Origin of the sequence: Amycolatopsis keratiniphila, from assembly GCF_000400635.2 — a bacterium.
In the GTDB taxonomy this organism is placed as follows: Bacteria; Actinomycetota; Actinomycetes; order Mycobacteriales; family Pseudonocardiaceae; genus Amycolatopsis; species Amycolatopsis keratiniphila.
The window spans coordinates 3,001,201-3,025,212 of sequence record NC_021252.1; the positions used below are offsets into that span (position 1 = coordinate 3,001,201).

The window sequence follows — 24,012 nt, forward strand, 5'->3', positions numbered from 1 at the left end:
ATGTCGGTTACCGAGAACAACGTTTCCGAAGCGATGCGCGAAGGGGTGGTCGTTCCGGCCACCTCTCGCGCGGAGCGATTCACCTCCTACGACGTCGAGGCCTTCGAGGTCCCCGGCGGTCGTGAGGAGAACTGGCGCTTCACGCCGATGAAGCGGCTGCGCGGCCTGCACGACGGGTCCGCCGCCGCCTCGGGTTCGGCCACCGTGGACGCCGACGCCGCCCCCGAACTGAAGATCGAGACGGTCGGCCGGGACGACGAGCGCCTCGGCGCCGCGGGTGTCCCGAGCGACCGGATCGCCGCGCAGGCGTACTCCTCGTTCACCGAGGCCACCGTCATCACGGTGCCCAAGGAGACGAAGACGTCGAAGCCGTCGACGGTGAAGATCACCGGCCCCGGCGAAGGCAAGGTCGCCTACGGGCACGTGCAGGTGCGCGCCGAGCAGTTCTCCGAGGCCGTCATCGTCCTCGACCACGTCGGCTCGGGCACGTACGCCGACAACGTCGAGTTCGTCATCGGCGATTCGGCGAACGTCACCGTGGTCAGCGTCCAGGACTGGGCCGACGACGCGGTGCACGTCTCCGAGCAGCACCTCAAGCTCGGCCGCGACGCCAGCCTCAAGCACATCGTCATCACCCTGGGCGGTGACCTCGTCCGCGTCTCGCCGACGGCGACCTTCGCCGACAAGGGCGGCGACGTCGAGATGCTCGGCCTGTACTTCGCGGACGCGGGCCAGCACCAGGAGCACCGGCTCTTCGTCGACCACGCGGTGCCGAACTGCAAGTCGAACGTGATGTACAAGGGCGCGCTGCAGGGCGACGACGCGCACACCGTGTGGATCGGCGACGTGCTGATCCGCGCCGCCGCGGAGGCCACCGACACCTACGAGCTCAACCGCAACCTGGTGCTCACGCCGGGCGCGCGGGCCGATTCGGTGCCGAACCTCGAGATCGAGACCGGCGAGATCGAAGGCGCCGGCCACGCGAGCGCGACGGGAAGGTTCGACGACGAGCAGTTGTTCTACCTCCAGTCGCGCGGAATCGGCGAAGAGGCCGCGCGCCGCCTGGTCGTACGCGGGTTCTTCCACGAGATCCTGGTCAAGATCGGCGTTCCCGAGGTGCGCGAGCGTCTCGAGGCCGCGATCGAAGCCGAACTCGAAGCCGTGGGCGCCTGAGCCCTCGTCCGTCCACATCAGACTTTTAGGAAAGAAATGCCTACGCTGGAAATCAAGGATCTGCACGCCTCGGTCACGACCGAGGAGGGCCCCAAGGAGATCCTCAAGGGCGTCAACCTGACCATCAAGTCGGGCGAGACCCACGCGATCATGGGCCCCAACGGTTCGGGCAAGTCCACGCTGTCCTACGCCATCGCCGGTCACCCCAAGTACGAAGTCACCTCCGGGCAGGTCCTGCTCGACGGTGAGGACGTGCTGGAGATGAGCGTCGACGAGCGCGCCCGCGCGGGCCTGTTCCTCGCCATGCAGTACCCGGTCGAGGTGCCGGGCGTGTCCATGTCCAACTTCCTCCGCACCGCGGCCACCGCGGTCCGTGGCGAGGCCCCCAAGCTGCGCCACTGGGTCAAGGAGGTCAAGGAGGAGATGGGCAAGCTGGAGATCTCGGCCGAGTTCGCCGAGCGTTCGGTGAACGAGGGCTTCTCCGGCGGTGAGAAGAAGCGCCACGAGATCCTGCAGCTGGCGCTGCTCAAGCCGAAGATCGCCATCCTCGACGAGACCGACTCCGGCCTCGACGTCGACGCGCTGCGCGTCGTGTCCGAGGGCGTCAACGAGTTCAAGGCCAACAACGACGCCGGCGTCATGCTGATCACGCACTACACGCGGATCCTGCGGCACATCACGCCCGACTTCGTGCACGTCTTCGCCGGCGGCAAGATCGTCGAATCCGGTGGCCGTGAACTCGCGGACGAGCTCGAGGAGAACGGGTACGTCAAGTACACCGGCTCCGCCGAGACCGCCGCCGTCTGATCACTGAACTTCACGACTACACCGAGAGGAGTTGGCCCGATGACCACCACCACGGCTAACTCTGTTCCGCTGGACGTAGCGGCCATCAGGGCCGACTTCCCGATCCTGACCCGCACGGTCCGGGACGGGAAACCCTTGGTGTATCTGGATTCCGGTGCGACGTCCCAGAAGCCGGTGCAGGTGCTCGAAGCCGAGCGCCGGTTCCTGGAGACCTCGAACGCCGCGGTGCACCGCGGCGCGCACCAGCTCGCCGAGGAGGCGACCGACGCCTACGAGTCCGCCCGCGTGCGGATCGCGGAGTTCGTCGGCGCCTCCCCGCACGAGCTGGTGTTCACCAAGAACGCCACCGAGGGCATCAACCTCGTCGCCTACGCGATGAGCAACGCCGCCACGGCCGGTCCCGAGGCCGAGCGGTTCAAGCTCGGGCCCGGCGACGAGATCGTCATCACCGAGATGGAGCACCACGCGAACCTCGTTCCGTGGCAGCAGCTCAGCCAGCGCACCGGCGCGACGCTGAAGTGGTTCTCCGTCACCGCGGACGGACGGCTCGACCTGTCCAATGTGGACGAACTGATCACCGAGCGGACCAAGGTGCTGGCGTTCACGCACCAGTCCAACGTGCTCGGCACGATCAACCCGGTCGAGTTCCTGGTGAAGAAGGCCCGCAAGGTCGGCGCGCTGGTCGTGCTGGACGCCTGCCAGTCGGTGCCGCACTTCCCGGTGGACCTGCACGCGCTGGACGTCGACTTCGCCGCTTTCGCGGGGCACAAGATGGTCGGCCCGTACGGCATCGGTGTCCTTTACGGTCGCCGTGAGCTGCTCGAAGCGATGCCGCCGTTCCTGACCGGTGGCTCGATGATCGAGCTGGTCCGCATGGAGCAGACCACCTTCGCCGCGCCGCCGCAGCGGTTCGAGGCGGGCACCCCCATGACGTCGCAGGCCGTCGGCCTCGGCGCGGCCGCCGACTACCTGTCGGCGATCGGCATGGACCGGGTCGCCGCGCACGAACATGTCCTCACCGAGGCGGCACTGGCCGGGCTCGGTGAGATCCCGGGCGTGCGGATCATCGGCCCCACCGACATGGCCGACCGCGGCGGGCTGGTGTCGTTCGTCATCGACGGCGTCCACCCGCACGACTCCGGTCAGGTGCTGGACAGCCTCGGTGTCGCCGTCCGCGTCGGGCACCACTGCGCGTGGCCGCTGCACCGGGCTTGCTCGGTGCCCGCGACCGTGCGCGCGTCGTTCTACGTCTACAACACACTGTCCGAAGTGGACGCTTTGGTGAACGGTGTGCGTGAGGCGCAGAAGTTCTTCGGGGTGGCGTGATGAACCTGGAGAGCATGTACCAGGAGATCATCCTGGACCACTACAAGAACCCGCACGGCCGCGGCCTGCGCGAGCCGTTCGACGCCGAGTCGTTCCAGGTCAACCCGACCTGTGGCGACGAGGTGACGTTGCGGGTGAAGGTCGACGACGGGAAGGTCGCCGACGTCTCCTACGAGGGACAGGGCTGCTCGATCAGCCAGGCGTCCACGTCGGTCTTGACGGATCTCGTCGTCGGGCACACCGTGGAGGAGGCGTTCACCACCATGGACGCCTTCGTCGAGCTGATGCAGGGCAAGGGACAGATCGAGCCGGACGAGGAGGTGCTGGGGGACGGCATCGCCTTCGCCGGCGTGGCCAAGTACCCGGCCCGCGTGAAATGCGCCCTGCTCGGATGGATGGCGTTCAAGGACGCCGTCGCCCGCACGACCAACGGAGTTGAGACGGCATGACCGAACAGCAGACCGAAACCCGCGAGGGCCGCACGGCCGCCGACCTCGACGCCGAGACCGCCGCCGCCCCGGACAGCGCCGACGTGGCGAAGGTCGAGGACGTCGAAGAGGCGATGCGCGACGTCGTCGACCCCGAACTCGGCATCAACGTCGTCGACCTCGGGCTGGTCTACGACATCCGCGTCGAGGCGGACAACACCGCCACCATCGACATGACCCTGACGTCGGCGGCCTGCCCGCTGACCGACGTCATCGAGGACCAGACCGGTGCCGCGCTCGTCGGCGGGGGAACGGGACTGGTCAAGGACTTCCGGATCAACTGGGTCTGGATGCCGCCGTGGGGTCCGGAGAAGATCACCGACGACGGCCGCGAACAGCTGCGGGCGCTCGGCTTCACCGTCTGATTCCCTGTTTTCGCGCGTGAAGGCCCCCTTCCCTCGGCTCAGCCGAGGGAAGGGGGCCTTCACGCGTTCGGCGACGCGGATCGTATAACGACCTATACGGCGTCGCTGGTGCGCGTAACGCCGGTTCGCGTGTCTGGATGGACGACTCGCGTGATCCGACGGACGACACGCGTGATTGCACGGACGACTCGCGGCGAAACCCGGCCGGGCGCGTGTCGTCCATCCAGACACGCGTGTCGTCCGCCTGATCACGCGAGTCGTCCGGTCAAGCACGCGAAACCCCTATGTCGTGAAGGCCCCCTTTGAGACGTTCAACGTCTCAAAGGGGGCCTTCAGGACATGAGGGGCGGACCACGCGGCAATAGGCTGCCGGGATGATCGTCCGGTCCATCGCGCTCTTCGCGCTCGCCGCCCTGCTGGAGATCGGCGGTGCCTGGCTGATCTGGCAAGGCGTCCGGGAGCACCGCGGCTACCTCTGGATCGGCGCTGGCGTCGTCGCGCTGGGCCTCTACGGCTTCGTCGCCACCTTGCAACCCGACGCGAACTTCGGCCGTATCCTCGCCGCGTATGGCGGAGTGTTCGTCGCGGGTTCGCTGGCGTGGGGCATGGTCGTCGACGGCTACCGCCCGGACCGCTACGACGTGATCGGCGCCTTGATCTGCCTGGCCGGGGTCGGAGTCATCATGTACGCGCCTCGAGGTTGAGTGGCGCTACTCTGCGCTGTGACCGAAACGGACTTTCCCGCGCCGCCCGCCGACAGACCCGGGCCGAAGCGAAGATTCTCCCCGCTCCTGTTCGTGATGATCCTGCTGGCGGTCGTCGGCGTGGGTGTCGGCGGATACGGGTTCTCGACCCTGATGAGCTACCGGATGGTGAGCGTTCCCGGCGGCGGGATGGCGCCCACGATCCAGCCGGGCGCGGTCGTGCTGTACCGCTGGACCTCCCTGCCCGAGATCCCCCGCGGCGCGGTCGTCCTCATGGAGGTTTCCGCGTTCCCGGATTCGAGCCCCGCCGACGGCCGGATCGTCAAGCGGGTGATCGGTGTCGGCGGTGACCAGGTCGTCTGTTGCACGCAGGACAACCTGATCACCGTCAACGGGAAGCCGGTCAAAGAGCCCTACACCGAGGACGACAACGGGTACGGCCGCAAGGAGTACCGGCCGTTCAGCGTCCAGGTTCCGCCGGGCGCCGTGTTCGTCGTGGGCGACCAGCGGAACAATTCCCGGGACTCACGGCTCTACGTCGGCATGCCGGGTGACGGCGCCGTGCCGCTGTCGAAAGTGGTCGGAGTCGTCGTCGGGCTGGGGAGTGTCCTCGCCGCCGCCCCCTTCCCGCAGACCACCGCCTTCGTCGAGGCCGGGCTGCCCGGCGATCCGGTGTCCGACACCGGGTTCCGCACTTCGCGCAATCTCGCGTTCGGTGGCGCCGGGCTCGTCGCCGTCGGGGTCATCGGGGCGATCGTGACCGTTGTCCGCTCCGCCGGAAAACGACGAAGAGCAGCCGCAATCCCACCAATGCGCTGACCACCAGCAGGTTGTAGCCGAACATCTGGTGCAGCGTGACCCCGGCCAGCACCTCCGGGCCGGTCGCGCTGCCCAGCAGCAGCACGGCCATCAGGCCGGTGGCCACGCCGACGAACGCCAGCAGGATCTCGTGCACCAGCCCGGTGACCACGTCGCGGTCGCGTTCGTCGGAGAACAGCCGGACGTTGACCGAAAGCCTGCCCTGCTCCAGCGCGTCGCCGATCCGGTCGACGCGGCGGGGCAGCCGTCGCAGCACCGGCAGGAGCGCCATCAGTTCGTTGGTGGCCGTGGACCGAAGCGATTCCGGGCGCAGGCCGGCACCGACCTGCTCGGCGGCGTAGGCGCGGGATTCGACGACGATGTTGAATCCCGGCGCCAGCGCGGCCAGCGTTCCCTCCAAAGTGGCCAGGGCGCGGAACACCGCGGCGATGGGCGGGGGCACGCTGAGCCTGAAGTCGGCGATCACCCGGAACAGGTCGGTGAACATGTCCAGATCCGGGGCCTGGCCGTGGTTGAAATGCTTGGCCACCAAGGCACCCAGTGCCCGCTCCAGCCGCCGCTCCTCGATCTCGTCCGGCCGGTCGACGATCTCCAGCAGGCCGTCGCGCAACGCGGCCGGGTCGCCGCGATCCAGTGCGAGGATCAGGTTCTGCAGTCCGCCCCGCAGGCCTGAGTCGAGCCTGCCGACGGAGCCGAAGTCGAGCAGGCCCAGCCTGCCGTCGGCGAGCAGCAGGACGTTGCCGGGATGCGGGTCGGCGTGGAAGACACCGCTGCCCATCACCTGGCCGAGCACGCACCGCAGCATCGACCGCGCGAGCTTCGCCCGTTCCGCGACCGGCACCTGCTCCTTGGCGGCGGCGAGCGGTTTGCCGTCGAGACGCCGCATCACCAGGACACGTTCGGTGGACAGTTCTTTGTGGACGATCGGGAGAGCGACCTCGGCGTCCGGGGACGCGGCGGTGACCGCTTCGATGTTCCTGGCCTCGGTGCGGAAATCGAGCTCCTCGACCAGCGCGTCGGCGAATCCTTCGGCGAGGTCGACGACGCCGAGCGAGCGTGCCCAGCCCGCGCGCAGGTCCAGCGCGGCCGCCACCCGGCGGACGATGTCGAGGTCCCGCTCGACCAGGGCCTGCACGCCGGGCCGCTGCACCTTGACGACCACGTCCTGCCCGCCCCGCAGCTTCGCCCGGTAGACCTGCGCGATCGACGCGGCCGCGATCGGTTCCGGGTCGAATTCGGCGAAGATCTCGTCCGGGTTCCCGCCCAGTTCCTCCCGCAGCACCGTCGCGACCTCGTCGGCGTCGGCGAAGGCGACCTGGTCCTGGAGTTTGCTGAGTTCGTCGACGAAAACCGGCGGCAGCAGATCGGACCGGGTCGAGAGCAGCTGGCCGAGTTTCACGAACGTCACGCCGCCCTCCTCCAGCGCGCGCCGCAGCGACCGCGCCAGTTTGGCGTGCCGGACCTGGGCGAGGCCGGGTTCGCGGCGGCCGGTGAGATAGCGGCCGAGGCCGTGCTTGATCGCGATCCGGGTGATCTGCGAGTAGCGCCGGGTCCGGGCCGCGCGGCGGCGCATCGACCTGATCCTGCCGATCAGCCCGAGACCCGAACCGGCGGGAAGCGCGAGTTCCGCGACGAACAGGAAGATCAGCGTGGCCAGGAAGGCGCTGCCCGCCACCGGGATGACCAGCCCGGCGAAGGCGTTTCCCGCGTACATCGCCTGCGGGAACGCGGCGAGGATGCCGCCCGCGACCAGCCAGCCGAATCCGGCGGCGCAGCCCGCGCGGATCAGGCCGATCCGCACCCCCAGCACGCGGCGGGCGCCGACCACGAGCGGCCACAGCATGAGCGCGTAGACGGGCAGGGTGAGCAGGCCGAGCAGCAGGTTCATGCCGAAGAGGACATCACGCGCAGCCCGCGCGGGATTCCCGCTCCGGCGGGACGGTGCTCACCCCTGAGAGGGAACGGACCCCGAAGTTGTAGGTAGTGGTCGCCTCCTTGGGTGCGAACAGGACACCCAGGACGGCGATCCCCGCCGCCGCGAGGAAGCCGGCACGAAGATCGAGGAGATCGCCGAGAAGGCCGATGAGCGGTGCTCCGGCGGCCTGCCCGAGTGCCAGCATCAGGAAGGCCACGCCGACACCGAAAGCAGGCGCCGCCGGGTAAGCCCTGGTGCCCCAGAGGATCAGCACACCGGTCAGTCCGATGTAGACGGCTCCGAAGAGTGCCGCCGCGACGACGAGCGCCGGGAGCGAGCGGGTGGCGAGCGCGAAGAGGGCCGTGGCGGCGGCGAACAGGACCATGCCCGCCGACCAGGCGCGGCGCAGTCCCGCGCGGGAGGTCAGTTCGGCGGTGAACGCACCCGCGAGGCCGACCGCGCCGAGCACGATCCACACCACCGTCGAGGCGGTTTCGTCCAGGCCGCCGATGCTCACGGCGATGTCCCGGCCGAACGTCCAGATCGCCGCGCTGGCCAGGCCGAGGGTCGCGGCGGCGGGCAGCAGCCGTCCGGTGGCGGGCGGGAACAGTGGTGACGGCAGTCCTCGCGCGCGGTCGTGCTTCACCGGCGGCACGACCCGCGCGATCCACAAGGTCACCAAGGCCGAGGCCGCGGCGAAGGCCCACCAAGCCATCCGCCAGTCGCCGACGGCGAGCAGGGAGACCGGGCCCGAGACGAGCACGCCGAGGCCGGTCCCGGCGTTCACCACGGACTGGGCGCGGTCCCGGCGGGTCACGCGGACGACGCGGGAGACCGCGTCGGCGAGCGAGGGAGAGGCCAGGCCGGTGCTGGCTCCGGCGAGGACGACGCCGAGCGCGAGGACGCCCGCGTTCGGCGCGGCCGCGATCAGGGACGTGCCCGCGGTGGCGGTCGTCCCGGCGGCGAGCGCGCCCGCCCGCGCGCCCCAGCGGGTCGTCACGGCGGTCGAAGCGATGACCGCGAGGCAATACGCGACGTAACTTCCCGCCGCGATGGCGCCGAGCGTGCCGCCGTCGAGGCCGAACTCCGTTCGGAGTGTCGGGGCGAAGAGACCGTACGCGTACCTCGCGAGACCGTACGAGACCGCGATCAGCGACAACCCGGCCGCGGTGAACGTCAGCTCTCGTTTGTACGAAGAAACCATCAGCTCTCCTCCAGAGGTATACCGAACGGTATACACATGGAGTGTTCCCGCATTTCGTGCTCGGGTCAACCGATCGGTATAGTCGAGGCATGCTGACACCGGCCGGCGAACGCGTCCTGAGCGCCGCGAGCGAGCTCTTCTACCAGGAGGGCCTGAACGCCGTGGGCGTCGCGGCCATCGCCGAGGCCGCGGGCGTCACAAAGAAGACGCTGTACGCGTCCTTCGGGTCGAAGACGGAGCTGACGATCGCGTATCTGCGAAGCCGTCACGACGTCTGGTGGGCGTACCTCGAAGAGCGGCTGGCGGAGGCCGAAGCGCCCCGGGCGCTGACGGTCTTCGACGCCTACGTCGACCACCCCAAGCTCGCGAGCGACCGGGGCTGCGCGTTCCTCAACGCGGCCGCCGAACTGCCCGCCGGGCATCCCGGGCTCGACGTGATCCGGCGGCACAAGGCGGCGGTGCGGGCGAAGTTCGCCGAACTCCTTCGCGAGGACGTCCCGGGCGCGGCCGATCCGGAGCGGCTCGCGGAGCAGCTCTTCCTCCTGCTCGAAGGCGCCGTCGCGCATACCGGCATCGACGGGGACGCGCACCGGGTCACACTCGCGAGGGAGATCGCGGAGATACTGATGAGGGATCCGCGCGAGGCGGGCACACGCTAGAAAGACCCCATGCGACTTTTCGGCCCGCTCCTGGATCGGGCGACCTACCGCAGGTGGGTCTACTTCATCCTCGGTGGCGCACTGAGCGTGCCTTATCTGCTCTTCGCCGCCATCATGGTGCCGTCGCTGCTGCCCCTCGTCGTGACGTTGGAACGCGGGACCGTCATCGGGTTGATCACCGTCGTCGTGGTGATGATCGCGTCGTCGTTCATCCCCGCCGTCCGCGTGCTGGAGGGCGCGGCCGTGCGGGAACTGCTGGACGATCCCGTGCCGGGAGTCGTGTTCGGTCCCGCGGGGAACTGGCCCGTCCGCCTGCGTTCGACCGCGATGTTCCTGCTGCACGTGAGCACCGGGTGTCTCGTCAGCCTGGTCAGCCTGTTCGTCCCGGTCGCGTTCGGTTTCACGATCGCGGCCCCGTTCAGCGGCCGGATCGCCCTGACCGACGAGAGCGCGATCGAGGTGCCGAAGGGCTGGGCGAGCGCGTGGATCCCGCTGGCGTGCCTGCTCGGCGTCGTCGCGCTGGCCTACGTCGTGTGGGGTGCGGGGGCGGTGCTGACCCGGTGCGCGAAGAGCCTGCTGGGGGTCTCGGCCGCGGAGCGGATCGCCCAGCTGGAGAAGCGCACCGAACAGCTCGCCGAACGCAACCGGCTCGCGCGCGAACTGCACGACTCGGTCGGGCACGCGCTGAGCGTCGTGACCATTCAGGCCGGTGCGGCACGGCGCACCCTGAGGTCCGATCCGGAGTTCACCGAGCAGGCGCTCACCGCGATCGAGGATTCGGCCCGCGCCGCGCTGGACGATCTCGACCACGTGCTCGGCCTGCTGCGCGACGAAGCGTCGTCCCGGACGCCGCAATCAGGGCTGGCGGAGCTGCCCGCGCTGGTCGAGGCGACCCGGCTGGCGGGCGCCGAGGTGTCGGCGGAGATGCGTGGTGATCCGTCCGCGGTGCCGCCGGTCGTCTCGCGTGAGGCGTACCGGATCTTGCAGGAATGCCTGACGAACGCGTTGCGGCACGCCGGTAAGGTGCCCGTGGCGGTCCTCGTCGACGCCGGGGCGGAGTTGTTGCGGGTACGGGTGTCCAATCCGCTCGGCGCCGCGCCGCCGTCACGGGACGGGGGCGGCCGGGGGCTGCGGGGAATGACGGAACGGGTGGAAGTGCTCGGGGGCACGATCACCGCGGGCCGCGCGGACGGATTCTGGAAGGTCGAGGTGGCGGTGCCATGGGGGGAACGGCGATGAGCATCGGGGTGCTGCTGGTCGACGACGAACAGCTCATCCGGGCGGGGCTGCGGGCGATCGTCGCCTCGGAGCCCGATCTGGAGGTCGTCGGCGAAGCGTCCGACGGCGCCGAGGTGCCCGGCCTGGTGTCGCGGTTCCGGCCCGACGTCGTGCTGATGGACGTCCGGATGCCTTCGGTCGACGGGATCCGCGCCACCACGCATCTTATGTCCACTATGGACAATCCGCCGAAGGTGATCGTGGTGACCACCTTCGAGAACGACGACTACGTCTACGACGCTTTGCTCGCCGGGGCGAGCGGATTCCTGCTGAAGCGGGCCAAGCCCGAGGAGATCGTCGCGGCGATCCGTACCGTGGCGGCGGGGGAGTCGCTGCTGTTCCCGGCCGCGATCCGGCGGCTGGCCGCGCAGCAGGCGAACCGGGGGCCGCTCGACGGTCTGGCCGGTGCCGGGCTCACCGAACGCGAAAGCGAGGTGCTGCGGCTGATGGCGGGCGGACTGTCCAATGTGGAGATCGCGGGCGAGCTGTATCTCGGCGTGCAGACCGTCAAGACGCATGTCGGGAACGTGCTCGCGAAGCTCGGCGCACGGGACCGGACGCAAGCGGTGATCAAGGCCTACGACACCGGATTCGTCACGCCGGCGGGCTGAGGATCGGGTCAGTCGAGGGCGACGAGGATCAGCGCGGCCATCGCGGAGGGGTCCCCGTTTTCCGGGCGCAGCACCAGATCCGGGCTTTCGGGTTGCTCGTAAGGAGCGTCCACCCCGGTGAACCCGCTGATCTCGCCCGCCCTCGCCTTCGCGTACATCCCCTTGGGGTCGCGGTCTTCGCAGACCTCCAGCGGGGTGTCGACGAAGATCTCGAGGAACGGCAGCCCGGCGTCCTCGTGCGTGGCGCGGGCGAGTTCGCGGTCGGCCCGGTACGGGCTGATCAAGGAGACCACCGACACCACACCGGCGTCGGCGAACAGCTTCGCGACCTCGGCGACGCGGCGCACGTTCTCGGCGCGGTCGGCGGGGCTGAAGCCGAGGTTCCCGTTCAGCCCGTGCCGCAGGTTGTCGCCGTCCAGGAGGTACGCGGGCCTGCCCGAGGCCACCAGCCGCCGTTCCAGTTCCACGGCCACACTCGACTTCCCGGACGCGGAAAGCCCGGTGAGCCAGACGGTGAGCCCGCGTGTCGCGCGTTCCGCCCTGGTGACCGCGGCGGTATGCCAGACGACGTTCGACGCGGTCGCGCTAGGCCCGGTGATCATGCCCGCCGCGACCGTCGCGCCGGAATGCTCGTCGACGAGCAGGAAACCCCCGGTGGAGCGGTTGCGGCGGTAGGAATCGAACAGCAGTGGCTGCCGGGCACGCAGCCGGATCCGGCCGATCTCGTTGAGTGACAACGACTTCGCCGTCTCGTCGCGGTGCAGGGTGGTGACGTCGAGCCGGTAGTCCAGGTCGTGGATCTCGGCCTTGGTCTCCCTGGTGGTGTGCCGCACGACGAAGGTATTCCCTGCTTTCAAAGCTCCTTGTTCCGAGAACCAGCACACCATCGCGTCGACGTCCCGGCTCGTGTGGGGACGGTTGCCGGGGCGGCAGATCAGGTCACCGCGACCGAGGTCGAGGTCGTCTTCGAGTTCGATCGTGACGGCCTGCGAGGCGAAGGCCTCGGTGACCGCGGTGCCGCCCGGACCCCAGATCGCGCGCACCGTGGTGGTGAAACCGGAGGGCAGGACGGCGACCTCGTCACCGGGTTTGAACACCCCGCCGGCGACGGTGCCCGCGTAGCCGCGGAAGTCGCGGCTGTGTTCCCGGATCACGTACTGCACGGGGAATCGCGCGTCGATGAGGTTGCGATCCGAGGCCACGTGCACCTGTTCGAGGTGATGCAGCAGGGAAGTCCCTTCATACCAAGGCATACTGGCGCCCCGGTGCACGACGTTGTCGCCGTGCAGGGCCGACATCGGCACGAAGGTGAGGTCGTGCACCTGAAGCTTCATGGCGAACCGGCGGAACTCCTCGCGGATCTCTTCGAAGCGTTCCTGCGACCAGCCGACCAGATCCATCTTGTTGACGCACAGCACCAGATGCGGGATTCCCAGCAGGCTGGCCAGGAACGCGTGCCGTCGCGACTGTTCGAGCACGCCCTTGCGGGCGTCGATCAGGATGAGCGCGAGATCCGCGGTGGAGGCGCCGGTGACCATGTTCCGGGTGTACTGCACGTGTCCCGGCGTGTCGGCGATGATGAACTTCCGCCGTGGCGTGGCGAAATAGCGATGGGCGACGTCGATCGTGATGCCTTGTTCGCGCTCGGCGCGCAGACCGTCGGTCAGCAGCGCGAGGTTCGGGTACGCCTCGCCGCGGTCGCGGCTGGTGCGCTCGATGGCTTCGAGCTGGTCGGTGAACACCGTCTTCGAATCGAACAGCAGGCGGCCGATCAGCGTCGACTTCCCGTCGTCGACGCTGCCCGCGGTCGCGAGACGGACCAATGAAGCGCCCATCAGAAGTAGCCTTCCTTCTTCCGGTCTTCCATACCCGCCTCGGAGATCCGGTCGTCGGCGCGGGTGGCGCCGCGTTCGGTGAGCCTGCTGACCGCCACTTCGGCGACCACCTCGCCCGGTGACGTCGCCGTCGACTCGACGCAGCCGGTGCAGGTCGCGTCGCCGACGGTGCGGAAGCGAACCGTTGCCTCGTAAGGGCTTTCGCCTTCGTGCAAGGTGAGGAAGCGAGTGTGCGCGAGCAGCATGCCGTCCCGCTGGACGACCGGACGCCGGTGCGAGTAGTAGATCGAGGGCAGGTCGACGTTGTCCGCTTCGATGTACTGCCAGATGTCGAGCTCGGTCCAGTTGGACAGCGGGAAGACGCGGATGTGCTCGCCCTTGCGGTGCCTGCCGTTGTACAGATCCCACAGCTCCGGCCGCTGATTGCGCGGATCCCACTGGCCGAACTCGTCACGGAAGCTGAAGACCCGTTCCTTCGCGCGGGCTTTCTCCTCGTCGCGCCGGGCGCCGCCGAAGACCGCGTCGAAGGAATGCTCGCGGATCCCGCGCAGCAGGGCGGCGGTCTGGAGCCGGTTGCGGCCGGCCTTCGGGTCTTCGACGACCCGGCCCGCGTCGATGTCGTCCTGGACGCGGGAGACGACGAGCCGGAGCCCGTACCTGGCGACCGTGCGGTCCCGGAACTCGATGACCTCGTCGAAGTTGTGCCCGGTGTCGATGTGCATCACCGGGAACGGTGGCGGCGACGGCCAGAAGGCCTTGGCCGCGACGTGGAGCATCACCATCGAGTCCTTGCCGCCGGAGAACAGCAGGACGGGCCGTTCGAAGGTCGCCGCGACCTCGCGGAAGATGTGCACGGCTTCGGCTTCGAGTGCTTCGAGATGGGTGAGCTCGTAGGCCGGGGACGCCATCGTGACCTCCGTCGTTCGAGACCAGAAAAGTAGAACAAGTTCTTGTGCTTGGTCAAGGGGAGGAGGACGCTGTCGGCATGGACCTGGTCGCACTCGAAGAGATCCGACGCCTCAAAGCCCGCTACCTCCGCTGCCTCGACCTCAAGCTGTGGGACGAGATGGCCGGAACGCTGACCGCCGACGTGCACGCGCGATACGGAACGCCGTCGTACGGCAAACCGCTGACCTTCGAAGGCCGCGAAGCGATCGTCGAGTTCTTTCGGAACGCCGTCGGCCCCGGTGTCACCACGGTGCACTTCGCCGGGCAGCCGGAGATCGACGTCGACGGCGACACCGCGACGGGCACCTGGCTGATGCGGGATAAGGTGATCGTGCCCGAGCACAGGGTGATCATCGAGGGCGCGGCGTACTACGAGGACACCTATCGGCGGGTGGACGGCGTGTGGCTGACCGCGTCCACCCAGTACGACCGGCTGTACGAAACGATGATGTCGATGGACGACGTGCCGAGCCTGAAGCTCACCGCGAACCGGTGGTCCTCGTGATTCGCATTTAGAGGACTAAACGCGTTCGCGGGTGTCGTGAAGGGGCCCTTCGGGACACCCGGCGGCGCGAGCAACTTCCGCATTTAGAGGACTAAATGCGTCAGGTGTCGCGGCTCATTCGGTGCCCCCAATGCGGCATTGGAGACGCTCAGTGTCCCCAATGTGGCATTGGGGGCGTCGGGTGGCGGCTGGTCCTGGGCGTGGCGCCGTGGTTCGCATTTAGTCCTCTAAATGCGGCGCTGGCTCGGGTGTCGTGAAGGGGACCTTTGAGACGTTGAGCGTCCTGAAGGGGCCCTTCAGGACACCGGGCGGCGCGGGCAACTTCCGCATTTAGAGGACTAAACGCGTGGGGTGGCGGCCCCCGGATTCCGCCGTGACGGCATCGGCGGCCGCGACCAGTGCGGCACCCCGTCGCGCGATCTCGGCGCCAGTGACCGGCTCGCCGACCGACAGCGTGAGCACCAGTTCCTGCCGTCCCGAAGCGTCGAACGTCGGGGCGGCCAGCAGGCTCACCGCGTGCTTGCGGCGCGGCTCCAGATCGGCGCCGAGGTAGACGCGCTCGCCGAGGCTCGAGACGAGTTCTCCCACCAGGCCCCGCACTTCCGGCGGCAGTTCCTCCGCGCCGACGCCCGCCATCAGCGCGTACAGCCGCCGCCCCGCGGAAGTCAGGCTCTCCACCAGATACCCGTGCTCCCGGCATTCGGCGACGACGCGGCGAAGGTGCGCTTCGTCCAGTCGCACCGGTACCGCCGGCGGCTTGGCCAGCCATGCGTCGAACGCCGCGTCGGAGTCCCACAGCACGTACATCAGGCCCACCGGCGGCGCGAACGGATACGTCTCGCCGAGTTTGACCCGGCCCGGGCCGGCGCTCTGCAGCATCAGGATCCGGTCGCCGACCACCGCCGACGCCGTGCACGTGGCGCCGTAGCGCCTGCTCAAGTCCTCCAGATGCCGTCGCGCGACCTCGCTCGCGCCGAAACCCTCGCTCGCGACGCGGCCGGCGGCGACCATCGCGGGCCCCAGCCGGTAGGTGACCGGCTGGGGATCCCGGACCAGATAGCCGCCCGCCGTCAGCTCGGTCACGATGCCGAGGCAGGTCGGTTTCGCCAGGTCGAGCTCGCGCGCGAGCTCCGAAAGGCCGAAGCGTCGGCCGGGGTGCGCGGCGAAGAAGTCGAGCAGCCGCACGACTCGTTCAGTGGGCGGCGAGTGCCGGGCCATTGACCCATCCTTAGAACGCGTTCTAGTCTGACCGTGCGAAGAACGTACCAAGTCGGTACATATTTGTACCAGTATGAGGAGTCGCCGGTGCTCACTCAACCGTTCGCGGACGCGATCGCCGAAGCCGAGAAGGTCATCGCGGAGGCGCCGCACATCCGCACCGAACAGGATCTGGTCGAGGGGTACGACTACCTCGCCGGCAGTATCCGCGCCTCCCTGCAGATGGCGTGGGCCTACGAACGCGACTACCCGTTCTTCACCCAGTCCACCGGGCCGTACACGAAGATGGGCCTGGACAACCCGGACACGCTGTACTTCAACGCGAACATCCGCGAGGACCGCGAGTACGTCGTCACCGGGACGCGGGGGAGCACGGCCGACGTCAGTTTCCAGGTCCTCAACGGCGATTACTCGCCCGTCGAGGTGCCGGACAGCCTCGCCGCTTTCGACGACCGCGAGATCGAGATCGCCGACGACGGTACGTTCGAACTCCGCTTCGGCCCGGCGAAAGCCGACCCCGGACCCAACTATTTCGTCCTCGGCCCGGGTTCGTCGATGCTCGTGGTGCGCGAGGTCTACAGCGACTGGGCCACCGAACGCCGCGGCACGATCCAGATCCAGTGCGCCGACACCGCGGGCGGCGCCCCCGCGCCGCTCACCCGCGACGGGCTGGCCAAGCGGTACGGCGTCACCGGCAAGATCCTGCTGAGCAGGCTGCGCACCTTCCTCGCCTTCCCGAAGTGGTTCTACCTGAACCTGCCGGTGAACACGATGACCGAGCCGCGCCCCACGCCGGGTGGCCTGACCACGCAGTACTCGTCGGCCGGGCACTACGAACTCGGGGACGAAGAGGTCATGATCGTGACTGTGCCGCGTTCGGACGCGCCCTATCAGGGCATCCAGCTCGGCAGCGTCTGGTATCTCTCGCTCGACTACATCAACCATCAGACGAGCCTCACCGCCGACCAGGCGCGGGTCGACCCGGACGGCAAGATCCGTTTCGTGATCAGCGAACGCGATCCGGGCCTGGCGAACTGGCTCGAACGCACGGGGCACGACCGCGGGTACGTCCAGATCCGCTGGCAGCGTCTCTCCCGTGCGCTCGACGAAACCGACGGTCCCGAGGTCGAGGTGGTGAAGTTCGGCGAACTCACCGACCGGTTGCCGTACTACGACGAAGCGCGGGTGACCCCGCGGGAATGGGCGGACCGGATCTCGGCGCGTCAGACCGCCGTCGCGGCGAGGATGCTGGGATGACGGATCTCTTGCGGGACAAGGTGGTCGTGGTCTCCGGCGTCGGCCCGGGGCTCGGCCGGTCCATCGCCACCCGCTGTGCCGCGGCGGGGGCCGACGTCGTCCTCGCCGCCCGCACCGAATCACGGCTCGCCGAGGTCGCGAAGGAGGTCGACGCGCTCGGCCGCCGCGCGGTCACCGTGCCCACCGACATCACCGACGACGCTTCGGCCGTGAACCTCACCGAGGCGGCCTTGAAGGCGTTCGGCCGGGTGGACGCCTTGGTGAACAACGCTTTCGCCATCCCGCCGATCATGGATCTCGCCGACGTCGACCTGGCCGACGTGCGGGCGGGTTTCGAGACCAACGTGCTCGCCGCCCTGCGGCTCACGCGGCTGTTCACGCCTTCGCTCGCCGAGAGCGGCGGTTCGGTCGTGATGATCAATTCGGCCGTACTGCGGCATTCCCGGCGGACGTTCGGCGCGTACAAGATGGCGAAGGCGAGCCTGCTCGCGCTCGCGCAGAGCCTCGCCTCGGAACTCGGGCCACGCGGGATCCGGGTCAATTCCGTGGCGCCCGGCTACATCTGGGCGGATTCGCTGAAATGGTATTTCGCTTACCTGGCCAAGGAACGCGGGGTGCCGCCGGAGCAGGTGTACGCCGAGACGGCGGAGACGATCGACCTGCGCCGCCTTCCGGAGCCGGACGAGATCGCGGACACCGTCGTATTCCTTACCTCGTCGCTCGCCCGCTGCGTCACCGGCCAGTGTCTCGACGTCAACGCCGGCGAATACCACCACTGAATCCATGGGGGAACCCGCGTCCGCGATCGACGTCGGCAGGGCGCCGCTGGCTTCCAGCTCACGGAGGCGGAGAGGGCGCCCTGCCACCGCGACAGCGGGGCCTTCGGCCGAGGGCGGGTTCACGCGTTCGGTCACCCTTCAAGATCCATCTTCAGCTCCGCCAACCGGCTCCAAAGGAGAGAACATGCTGCCAGGGCGGGAAAACGTCGGCACCGTGGACGATCTGCACGCGTCGGCGGCGAAGCTCACCGGCTTGGACGACTTCGGCGGCGAAGACCATCTCGAAGGTCTCCGCGTGCTGCTGGATTCGTACGCCGGCGAGGCGGGTTTGACCCCGTACGGCAACAAGATCCATCGCGCGTTCCTGCGCGGGGCCCTGGTGGCGAGGTCGCTGAGCGAGGCTTCGTGGAAGCAGAACCCGGAGTACGCGGAGGTACCGGTCGAGCGGCCCATTTTCGTCACCGGCCTGCCGCGCACGGGCACCACCGCGCTGCACCGGCTGCTCACCGAGGATCCGGCGCACCAAGGGCTGGAGGTCTGGCTGACCGAGGTGCCGCAACCGCGGCCGCCGCGCGAAACGTGGGCGGGAAACCCGGTGTTCCAAGGGATCCAGGCGGGCTACGAGAAGCACCATGTCGAGCATCCCGAGTTCATGGGGCTGCACCACATGTCCGCCGATCAGGTCGAGGAATGCTGGCAGCTGCTGCGGCAGTCGCTGAAATCGGTGTCCTACGAATGCCTCGCGCACGTGCCGTCGTATTCGCGCTGGCTGGACGGGCAGAGCTGGACCGACGCCTATCGCAGGCACCGGCGCAACCTGCAGCTCATCGGTCTGCCCGACGCCGGGCGCCGCTGGGTGCTCAAGAACCCGAGCCATCTTTTCGCGCTCGACGCGCTGCTGGAGGTCTACCCGGACGCGCTCATCGTCCAGACCCATCGCGCGCCGAGCACCATCGTCGCGTCGGTGTGCAGCCTGAACGAGCAGGCTTCCGAGGGCTGGTCCGACGTCTTCCGCGGGGACGTGATCGGCCGCAGCCAGCTGGATCTCTGGGCGCGGGGCGCGGAAAAGTCACTGGAGGCGAGGAAACGGCACGATCCCGCACAGTTCTGCGATGTCCGGTACGAGGATTTCGTGGCCGACCCGATCGGCACGGTCGAGGGCGTGTACCGCCATTTCGGTCTTCCGCTGAGCGACGCCGCGCGAGATGCGATGACGGTCGTGCACGCCGAAAGCCGTTCCGGGGAAAGGAAACCCGTGCACCGGTACGACCTCGCGGACTTCGGGCTCACCGCCGGCGAGGTCGACGAACGGTTCTCGGCCTACCGCGCCGCCTACGACCTCTGACCTCCCGCATTTCGTCCTCTGAATGCGGTAGTTGCACACGCAAGAAACGCATTCAGAGGACGAAATGCGGACGCGTCAGAAGCCGGCGACGCGCTGCGAGGGCAGGCCGCGCGTCGTGATCCCGCGCAGCACCTCGACCCGGTCCGAGCCCGGCCGCCCGAGCACCCAGCTCGACCCGGGGACCTCCTTGGCCTGCTTCTTCAACGGTGCCAGCAGCCGGGAAGCGTCCTTGTAGGACCGGATGGCGCCATTCCCGCACACCAGGGTCGCCAGCGAGACCGTCACCGGAAGCCCGTCGGCCGACCACGGCGTGTCCAGCAGCGCGGCGGCGACCGTGCCGATCTCGTCGACGTCGCAGGCGATCAGGAAATCGTCCCCGCCCACGTGGCTGACGCGCATCCGGCGCAGCCGGGCCTCCAGATCGGTGAGCGTCCGGCCCAGCGTGCGGATCAGATCGTCGCCCGCGGCGAATCCGGCGGTGTCGTTCACCGTCTTGAACGAATCGACGTCCAGCCAGGCCGCGACGAACGGCTCCCGGGCGTTGATCCGGCGGTCGACGTCCCTCGCGACCGCGTCGCTGCCGGGCAGGCGGGTCAGCGGGCTCAGCGAGACCGCCTCCTCGACCTTCGCCTCGGCGACCCCGCGGACGACCTCGTTCACTAGCACGACGCCGACGCACCGGCCGCGGTCGTCGACCACGACGACGTCGTCGCCGGTCCGGCCCCAGTCCGCGTCGGTGACCAGTTCGAGGAATTCGAGCGCGCTCGCGTCGGCGTGGATCGTGTGCGGCCGGTCGGCGAGCCGCGACGCCGGCCGTTTGGCATGGAGGGCGTGGCCGTACAACCCGGTGACCGCGACCAGGAACCGGGTGCGGTCGATCGACCACTGTGGACGGTGGCGGTCGTCGATGCCGACGATGCCGCTCGGGCCGTCGGCGGCGGCCAGCACCTCGCGTACGTCGTCGCAGGTCGCGGCCTCCGGCAGGGTCGTCGCGGGCCGCAGGAAGTCGCCGACGCGGCGCGCGCGGGCGGTGCCGGGGATGAACGGCCCCGGCGCGTCCGGCGCGGGCAGCGGCGCGTGGTCGCCGTCCGGCGGGGCGAGCAGATTGCCCTGCGCGATCCGCACCCCGAGCCGCCGGGCGGACTCCAGCTGTTCGGTGGTCTCCAGCCCGGTCGCGACCAGGCGGTTGTCCGTCCGCGACGCGAAATGCAGCACCGCTTCGACCACCGCGACGGCGGCCGGGTCGTGCGGCAGACCGCGAAGCACGCTGCGGTCGAGTTTCACCAGGTCGACGGGCGCCGAAGCGAGCAGCGTCAGCGGGAGGTCGCCGCGGCCGAGACCGTCGAGCGCGAGCCGGAAGCCGAGTTCGGTGAGCCGCCGCATACCGGTCAGCAGCAGGTCGGCGGGGATCTGCGTGAACGGCGGCCCGATCTCCAGCACCACGTCCCTGGTCCGGCGGCCGACCAGGCTGAGCGCGTCGGTCAGCGGATCGAACTGGGACGGCGGCGCCGCCACCGTCCGCGCGGACAGGTTCAGGTGCAGAGGGAGGGCGGCCTGCGGTTCCCGCAGTTGCCGCACGGCCTCGGCGGCCAGCCCCACGTCGACCTCGGCCAGCCTGCCGTTGCGCCGCGCGTCGGCGAGCAACTCGTGGGCGGTCCCACGGCCCGGCCGCGCCAGTGCTTCGAACGCGACGACGCCACCGGTGTGCAGGCTGTACAACGGCTGGTAAGCGAAGCGGACAGCGATCTGCAACGTCACAAGCGAATGTTCGCGGGTGGCGGCACGAAACGAAATACGTGTCAACTGATGTTCATCGTGAAGGCACCTGGGTTACCTAGAACGGCGTAACGCACGCCACCCGATCAGGTGTTTTCTCACTTGCCGCGGTGACATTCGGAAAAGTGCCGACATTGCTTCGGTGGTACCTGAAACATCTTCGCGACCGCTGGTGAAAGCGCGCTGGAGCTCCGTGGGCAACGTGAAGAACAGATCGAAGAACACCGGCACCAGTTCGGGCGGCATCCCGCACAACACGCGCAAGCCATGCCGTCGCAATCCGTGCACGGTGCGTGCCGAGGGCGGCCACAGCGCCCGGTGAGCGGCCGACGCCGCCGCGGTGGGACCGCGATCCCAAGCCTGGACGACCGCGTCCGCGACCGGCTCCGCGAGCCGTACCGACGCCGCGACGCTGTACCCGGTCGCCGGATGCACCAGCGCGCCGGCGGCCCCGAACGGCACCGTCCGGCCGCGCCGGGGCGTGGGCAGGTCGAGCACGATCCGCACGCGTTCCTCACGCCCGTGCGACGTCAGCCCGACGGCCCGGAGCCGGGCGCGCAACCGTGCCGCGAGGACGTCCAGTGGAAGCCCGGGCTTGCGGGCGAGTGAGGTCTCCTCGACCAGGACCGTGCCGTCGCCGAGCGGCAGTACATAGAGGAATCCGGACTCCGTGTCCCGCCAGTCCATGAACACGGCGGTGTCCGGACGGTCGACGAGCCGCAGCGCGTCCTCGGCGGGGAGGACGACGCCGAACGCCGTCTGTTCGTAGCGGTTCCCCCTCGGCCGGACACCGGAAGCGTCCACGTACAGACCTGTCGCGAGGGTCCGTCCGTCCTCCAGGCGCACCGAGGAACCCTGCCGTCCGTGGTCCACGCCGGACACCGTCCCGGCGACGACTTCGTAGCCCTCGCTCAGCCACCGGCGCAGGCCGTCGTTGTCCACCACCAGGTACCGCCGGTCGAGGACGTGCGGTCCGGTCCCGAAGGCGAGCGTGGCCGACGGCGCGCACGCGACGGCGCTCGTCGGCAGCGCGGGCAGCTCGTCGGCCCACAGCCCGTAGGTCGCCCGCCAGCGCCTGCCCGGCGCCGGGTCGATCAGGACCGTCGCCAGGCCGCGCCGGGCGCAGGCACGCGCGAGCGCCCGGCCCGCCGGGCCGCCGCCCGCGATCACCACGTCCGCCACCTTCGTATCTCATCACGCCGCCCCGACGGATACGGTGTTGCGCATGGAACAGACGGACCCGAGGACGTGGCGGCGCGATCCGGCGAGCGAGAGCGCCGGGTTCACCGACCTCGCCACGAGCCCGTTCCGGATCGACCGGGACCGGATCGCCGCGTCGCCCTTCTTCGCGCGGCTCGGCGGGGTGACGCAGGTGGTCAGCGCCGGCGGTTCCGGGCTCCTGCACAACCGGCTCACCCACAGCCTCAAGGTCGCGCAGGTCGCCCGCGCGATCGCCGAGCGGATCAATTCCGCCAGCGATTCCGCCGAACTGGCCGCGAAACTGGGCGGCTGCGACCCGGACGTCGCCGAGGCCGCCTCGCTCGCGCACGATCTGGGGCATCCGCCGTTCGGGCATCTCGGCGAGCAGACCCTGGACCGGATCGCCCGGCACCGGTTCGGCCTCGCGGACGGTTTCGAAGGCAACGCGCAGTCGTTCCGGATCATCACCACCACCGACGTGCGCGGCCCGTCCGCGTCCGGTCTGGACCTCACCACGGCGGTGCGCGCCGCGGTGCTGAAGTACCCGTGGGCGCGGTTGCACGTGCCCGATCCGCATCCGACGTCGATGGCCGTCCAGCCGCGCGGCGCGGCCGAACCGGCCGACGCTCCCGGCACCGGCGCGAGCAAGTTCTCCGCCTACAGCACCGAACTCGACGACTTCACCCAGGCGCGGGCCCCGTTCGACGGCCGGATCGAACCCTGGCAGCAGACCGTCGAAGCGTCCGTGATGGACACCGCCGACGACATCGCGTACGCCATCCACGATCTCCAGGACTTCCACCGGATCGGTGTCCTGCAGCACGCTCCGGTCGCCGCCGAGTTCACCGGCTGGGTCGACCACGCGGTGGAACTGGCCGTGCTGGACGAGGCGACCCTGACCGCCGAACGGCGGCTGCCCGGCCGTTCGCTGGAACGGCTGCGCCGCCGGATGCACGCCAAGGACGGGTGGATCGTCGACGACGACGCCTTCACTAGCGCCGTCGTCCGTGTGCGCGCGGAACTCGTCGACGGCCTGCTCGCCACCGGGTTCGACGGTTCCATCGAGGCCGAACAGGCCACCGCCGCCTTCTCGGCGAAATGGACCGCGCGGCTCGTCGACGGCGTCCAGGTGGTGGCGTCGCCCTCCACCCGGACCGGGCATCTCACGCTGCGTCCCGCGCAGTGGCACGAGGTGCAGGTGCTGAAATTCGTGCACCGGCGGTTCGTCCTCCTGCGCCCGGAACTCGCGCTGCACCAGCGCGGGCAGGCGAGCCTGGTGACCACCTTGGTCGACGCGCTCGACGCGTGGCTGCTCGACCGCGACGAGTTCTACCGGCTCCCGCGACGGCTGCACGATCTGGTGGAACTGGCGCAGTCCGAGTTCTCCGCGTTGGCGCGGACGTCGCCGGAGCTGCTCATCGGTGCGACCGGGGAGCCGGTCTCCGGGGCCGACGCCGTACGGGGCCTGGCCCGGGGCCGCGCGGTCGTCGACTTCGTGGCGTCGTTGACGGACAAGCAGGCGGTGACCCTTTTGGACGGCCTGTCGGGCCGGGCTTCGCAGCCTTGGTCGGACTCGTTCGTCCTGTGACGACACGATTACCCTGAACGGCCCACGACCTGCGGCCGAATCCGGAAATTCTCCATCCGACGTCACCCGAACGGCTCCTGCCGCCGGTGTGCGCCCGGTACTTAGCTTGATCCAGCCGGTGATCGCCGGCGTCGGTCAGCGTGAGTCGGGGCACGCGCCTAGGAATCGGAGGCGCACGTGCGTCCAACCCGTTCTAGTAGGAGAAGAAGAAC

22 protein-coding genes are annotated in these 24,012 nt (G+C 69.3%); 15 read left to right on the forward strand and 7 right to left on the reverse strand.

The window, feature by feature from the left end; translation table 11 throughout:
• The 7 genes from sufD (at position 1) to lepB (ending at position 5,682) form a co-directional block, all read left to right on the forward strand.
• Positions 1-1,173 (forward strand): Fe-S cluster assembly protein SufD, encoded by a 1,173-nt coding sequence (gene sufD, locus AORI_RS55050; RefSeq protein ID WP_016333167.1) that lies wholly within the window; start codon positions 1-3, stop codon positions 1,171-1,173.
• 36 nt (positions 1,174-1,209) lie between these two features.
• A complete protein-coding gene (gene sufC / locus AORI_RS55055; protein ID WP_016333168.1) occupies positions 1,210-1,980 on the forward strand; it encodes a Fe-S cluster assembly ATPase SufC in 771 nt (256 codons plus the stop codon).
• A gap of 39 nt (positions 1,981-2,019) precedes the next feature.
• A complete protein-coding gene (locus AORI_RS55060) occupies positions 2,020-3,306 on the forward strand; it encodes a cysteine desulfurase (RefSeq protein ID WP_016333169.1) in 1,287 nt (428 codons plus the stop codon).
• Positions 3,306-3,755, forward strand: a complete 450-nt coding sequence (sufU, locus tag AORI_RS55065) for a Fe-S cluster assembly sulfur transfer protein SufU (RefSeq protein ID WP_016333170.1) — start codon at positions 3,306-3,308, stop codon at positions 3,753-3,755. Before AORI_RS55060 ends, sufU begins: the two co-directional genes overlap by 1 nt.
• Entirely contained in the window at positions 3,752-4,159 is a 408-nt protein-coding gene (locus tag AORI_RS55070; RefSeq protein ID WP_016333171.1) for a metal-sulfur cluster assembly factor, read from the forward strand. The genes sufU and AORI_RS55070 overlap by 4 nt, the downstream gene beginning before the upstream one ends.
• 374 nt (positions 4,160-4,533) lie before the next feature.
• Complete coding sequence (locus tag AORI_RS55075) at positions 4,534-4,863, forward strand: YnfA family protein (RefSeq protein ID WP_016333172.1); 330 nt, start codon at positions 4,534-4,536, stop codon at positions 4,861-4,863.
• 18 nt (positions 4,864-4,881) lie between these two features.
• A complete protein-coding gene (gene lepB, locus AORI_RS55080; RefSeq protein WP_123798381.1) occupies positions 4,882-5,682 on the forward strand; it encodes a signal peptidase I in 801 nt (266 codons plus the stop codon).
• On the opposite strand, the gene AORI_RS55085 is transcribed toward lepB, so the two are convergent.
• Together AORI_RS55085 and AORI_RS55090 are read right to left on the reverse strand one after the other, a co-directional pair.
• On the reverse strand, positions 5,606-7,570 hold the full coding sequence (locus AORI_RS55085; protein ID WP_016333175.1) for an ABC1 kinase family protein: 1,965 nt from the start codon (positions 7,568-7,570) through the stop codon (positions 5,606-5,608). The two genes, lepB and AORI_RS55085, sit on opposite strands and share 77 nt — an antisense overlap.
• A gap of 13 nt (positions 7,571-7,583) precedes the next feature.
• A complete protein-coding gene (locus AORI_RS55090) occupies positions 7,584-8,801 on the reverse strand; it encodes an MFS transporter (RefSeq protein WP_016333176.1) in 1,218 nt (405 codons plus the stop codon).
• Between the two features lie 89 nt (positions 8,802-8,890).
• Here AORI_RS55090 and AORI_RS55095 point away from each other — a divergent pair, with 89 nt between their 5' ends.
• From AORI_RS55095 to AORI_RS55105, 3 genes are read left to right on the forward strand one after another with little or no spacing between them, the layout of a single operon-like run.
• On the forward strand, positions 8,891-9,460 hold the full coding sequence (locus tag AORI_RS55095; protein ID WP_016333177.1) for a TetR/AcrR family transcriptional regulator: 570 nt from the start codon (positions 8,891-8,893) through the stop codon (positions 9,458-9,460).
• 9 nt (positions 9,461-9,469) lie between these two features.
• On the forward strand, positions 9,470-10,699 hold the full coding sequence (locus AORI_RS55100; RefSeq protein ID WP_016333178.1) for a sensor histidine kinase: 1,230 nt from the start codon (positions 9,470-9,472) through the stop codon (positions 10,697-10,699).
• The gene (locus AORI_RS55105) at positions 10,696-11,349 is read left to right on the forward strand and encodes a response regulator (RefSeq protein WP_043848028.1); all 654 of its coding nucleotides are present in this window, start codon (positions 10,696-10,698) and stop codon (positions 11,347-11,349) included. The genes AORI_RS55100 and AORI_RS55105 overlap by 4 nt, the downstream gene beginning before the upstream one ends.
• Before the next feature lie 8 nt (positions 11,350-11,357).
• Here AORI_RS55105 and cysC read toward each other — a convergent pair whose 3' ends face one another.
• Positions 11,358-13,184 (reverse strand): adenylyl-sulfate kinase, encoded by a 1,827-nt coding sequence (gene cysC, locus AORI_RS55110; RefSeq protein WP_016333180.1) that lies wholly within the window; start codon positions 13,182-13,184, stop codon positions 11,358-11,360.
• Positions 13,184-14,092: a sulfate adenylyltransferase subunit CysD gene (cysD, locus tag AORI_RS55115; RefSeq protein WP_016333181.1), complete on the reverse strand. Its 909-nt coding sequence runs from the start codon at positions 14,090-14,092 to the stop codon at positions 13,184-13,186. Before cysD ends, cysC begins: the two co-directional genes overlap by 1 nt.
• Positions 14,093-14,169: 77 nt before the next feature.
• Here cysD and AORI_RS55120 point away from each other — a divergent pair, with 77 nt between their 5' ends.
• A complete protein-coding gene (locus AORI_RS55120; RefSeq protein WP_016333182.1) occupies positions 14,170-14,637 on the forward strand; it encodes a nuclear transport factor 2 family protein in 468 nt (155 codons plus the stop codon).
• Between the two features lie 330 nt (positions 14,638-14,967).
• Here the strand turns inward: AORI_RS55120 and AORI_RS55125 are convergent, their stop codons facing one another.
• Positions 14,968-15,855, reverse strand: a complete 888-nt coding sequence (locus AORI_RS55125; protein WP_016333183.1) for a helix-turn-helix domain-containing protein — start codon at positions 15,853-15,855, stop codon at positions 14,968-14,970.
• A gap of 87 nt (positions 15,856-15,942) precedes the next feature.
• Here AORI_RS55125 and AORI_RS55130 point away from each other — a divergent pair, with 87 nt between their 5' ends.
• The 3 genes from AORI_RS55130 (at position 15,943) to AORI_RS55140 (ending at position 19,236) form a co-directional block, all read left to right on the forward strand.
• Entirely contained in the window at positions 15,943-17,112 is a 1,170-nt protein-coding gene (locus AORI_RS55130) for a hypothetical protein (RefSeq protein WP_016333184.1), read from the forward strand.
• Positions 17,109-17,891 carry an SDR family oxidoreductase gene (locus AORI_RS55135; RefSeq protein ID WP_016333185.1) on the forward strand — a complete coding sequence of 261 codons (783 nt, stop codon included), beginning with the start codon at positions 17,109-17,111 and terminating at the stop codon, positions 17,889-17,891. The genes AORI_RS55130 and AORI_RS55135 overlap by 4 nt, the downstream gene beginning before the upstream one ends.
• Before the next feature lie 184 nt (positions 17,892-18,075).
• The gene (locus AORI_RS55140; protein WP_016333186.1) at positions 18,076-19,236 is read left to right on the forward strand and encodes a sulfotransferase family protein; all 1,161 of its coding nucleotides are present in this window, start codon (positions 18,076-18,078) and stop codon (positions 19,234-19,236) included.
• A 75-nt stretch (positions 19,237-19,311) separates the two neighbouring features.
• Here the strand turns inward: AORI_RS55140 and AORI_RS55145 are convergent, their stop codons facing one another.
• Both AORI_RS55145 and AORI_RS55150 read right to left on the reverse strand, forming a co-directional pair.
• Complete coding sequence (locus AORI_RS55145) at positions 19,312-20,994, reverse strand: GGDEF domain-containing protein (RefSeq protein WP_016333187.1); 1,683 nt, start codon at positions 20,992-20,994, stop codon at positions 19,312-19,314.
• 72 nt (positions 20,995-21,066) lie between these two features.
• Complete coding sequence (locus AORI_RS55150) at positions 21,067-22,194, reverse strand: lycopene cyclase family protein (RefSeq protein WP_016333188.1); 1,128 nt, start codon at positions 22,192-22,194, stop codon at positions 21,067-21,069.
• 43 nt (positions 22,195-22,237) lie between these two features.
• Between AORI_RS55150 and AORI_RS55155 the strand changes: the two genes are divergently transcribed.
• A complete protein-coding gene (locus tag AORI_RS55155) occupies positions 22,238-23,800 on the forward strand; it encodes a deoxyguanosinetriphosphate triphosphohydrolase family protein (protein ID WP_016333189.1) in 1,563 nt (520 codons plus the stop codon).
• Positions 23,801-24,012 lie beyond the last annotated feature (212 nt).

Coding starts and splice junctions, on each gene's coding strand:
- cysC (WP_016333180.1), bottom strand. CDS start 13,184: ATGGGCGCTTCATTGGTCCGTCTCGCGACCGCGGGCAGCGTCGACGAC.
- AORI_RS55120 (WP_016333182.1), top strand. CDS start 14,170: ATGGACCTGGTCGCACTCGAAGAGATCCGACGCCTCAAAGCCCGCTAC.
- AORI_RS55075 (WP_016333172.1), top strand. CDS start 4,534: ATGATCGTCCGGTCCATCGCGCTCTTCGCGCTCGCCGCCCTGCTGGAG.
- AORI_RS55125 (WP_016333183.1), bottom strand. CDS start 15,855: ATGGCCCGGCACTCGCCGCCCACTGAACGAGTCGTGCGGCTGCTCGAC.
- sufU (WP_016333170.1), top strand. CDS start 3,306: ATGAACCTGGAGAGCATGTACCAGGAGATCATCCTGGACCACTACAAG.
- sufD (WP_016333167.1), top strand. CDS start 1: ATGTCGGTTACCGAGAACAACGTTTCCGAAGCGATGCGCGAAGGGGTG.
- AORI_RS55095 (WP_016333177.1), top strand. CDS start 8,891: ATGCTGACACCGGCCGGCGAACGCGTCCTGAGCGCCGCGAGCGAGCTC.
- AORI_RS55135 (WP_016333185.1), top strand. CDS start 17,109: ATGACGGATCTCTTGCGGGACAAGGTGGTCGTGGTCTCCGGCGTCGGC.
- AORI_RS55105 (WP_043848028.1), top strand. CDS start 10,696: ATGAGCATCGGGGTGCTGCTGGTCGACGACGAACAGCTCATCCGGGCG.
- AORI_RS55060 (WP_016333169.1), top strand. CDS start 2,020: ATGACCACCACCACGGCTAACTCTGTTCCGCTGGACGTAGCGGCCATC.
- AORI_RS55155 (WP_016333189.1), top strand. CDS start 22,238: ATGGAACAGACGGACCCGAGGACGTGGCGGCGCGATCCGGCGAGCGAG.
- AORI_RS55140 (WP_016333186.1), top strand. CDS start 18,076: ATGCTGCCAGGGCGGGAAAACGTCGGCACCGTGGACGATCTGCACGCG.
- AORI_RS55100 (WP_016333178.1), top strand. CDS start 9,470: ATGCGACTTTTCGGCCCGCTCCTGGATCGGGCGACCTACCGCAGGTGG.
- cysD (WP_016333181.1), bottom strand. CDS start 14,092: ATGGCGTCCCCGGCCTACGAGCTCACCCATCTCGAAGCACTCGAAGCC.
- AORI_RS55085 (WP_016333175.1), bottom strand. CDS start 7,570: ATGAACCTGCTGCTCGGCCTGCTCACCCTGCCCGTCTACGCGCTCATG.
- AORI_RS55090 (WP_016333176.1), bottom strand. CDS start 8,801: ATGGTTTCTTCGTACAAACGAGAGCTGACGTTCACCGCGGCCGGGTTG.
- AORI_RS55070 (WP_016333171.1), top strand. CDS start 3,752: ATGACCGAACAGCAGACCGAAACCCGCGAGGGCCGCACGGCCGCCGAC.
- sufC (WP_016333168.1), top strand. CDS start 1,210: ATGCCTACGCTGGAAATCAAGGATCTGCACGCCTCGGTCACGACCGAG.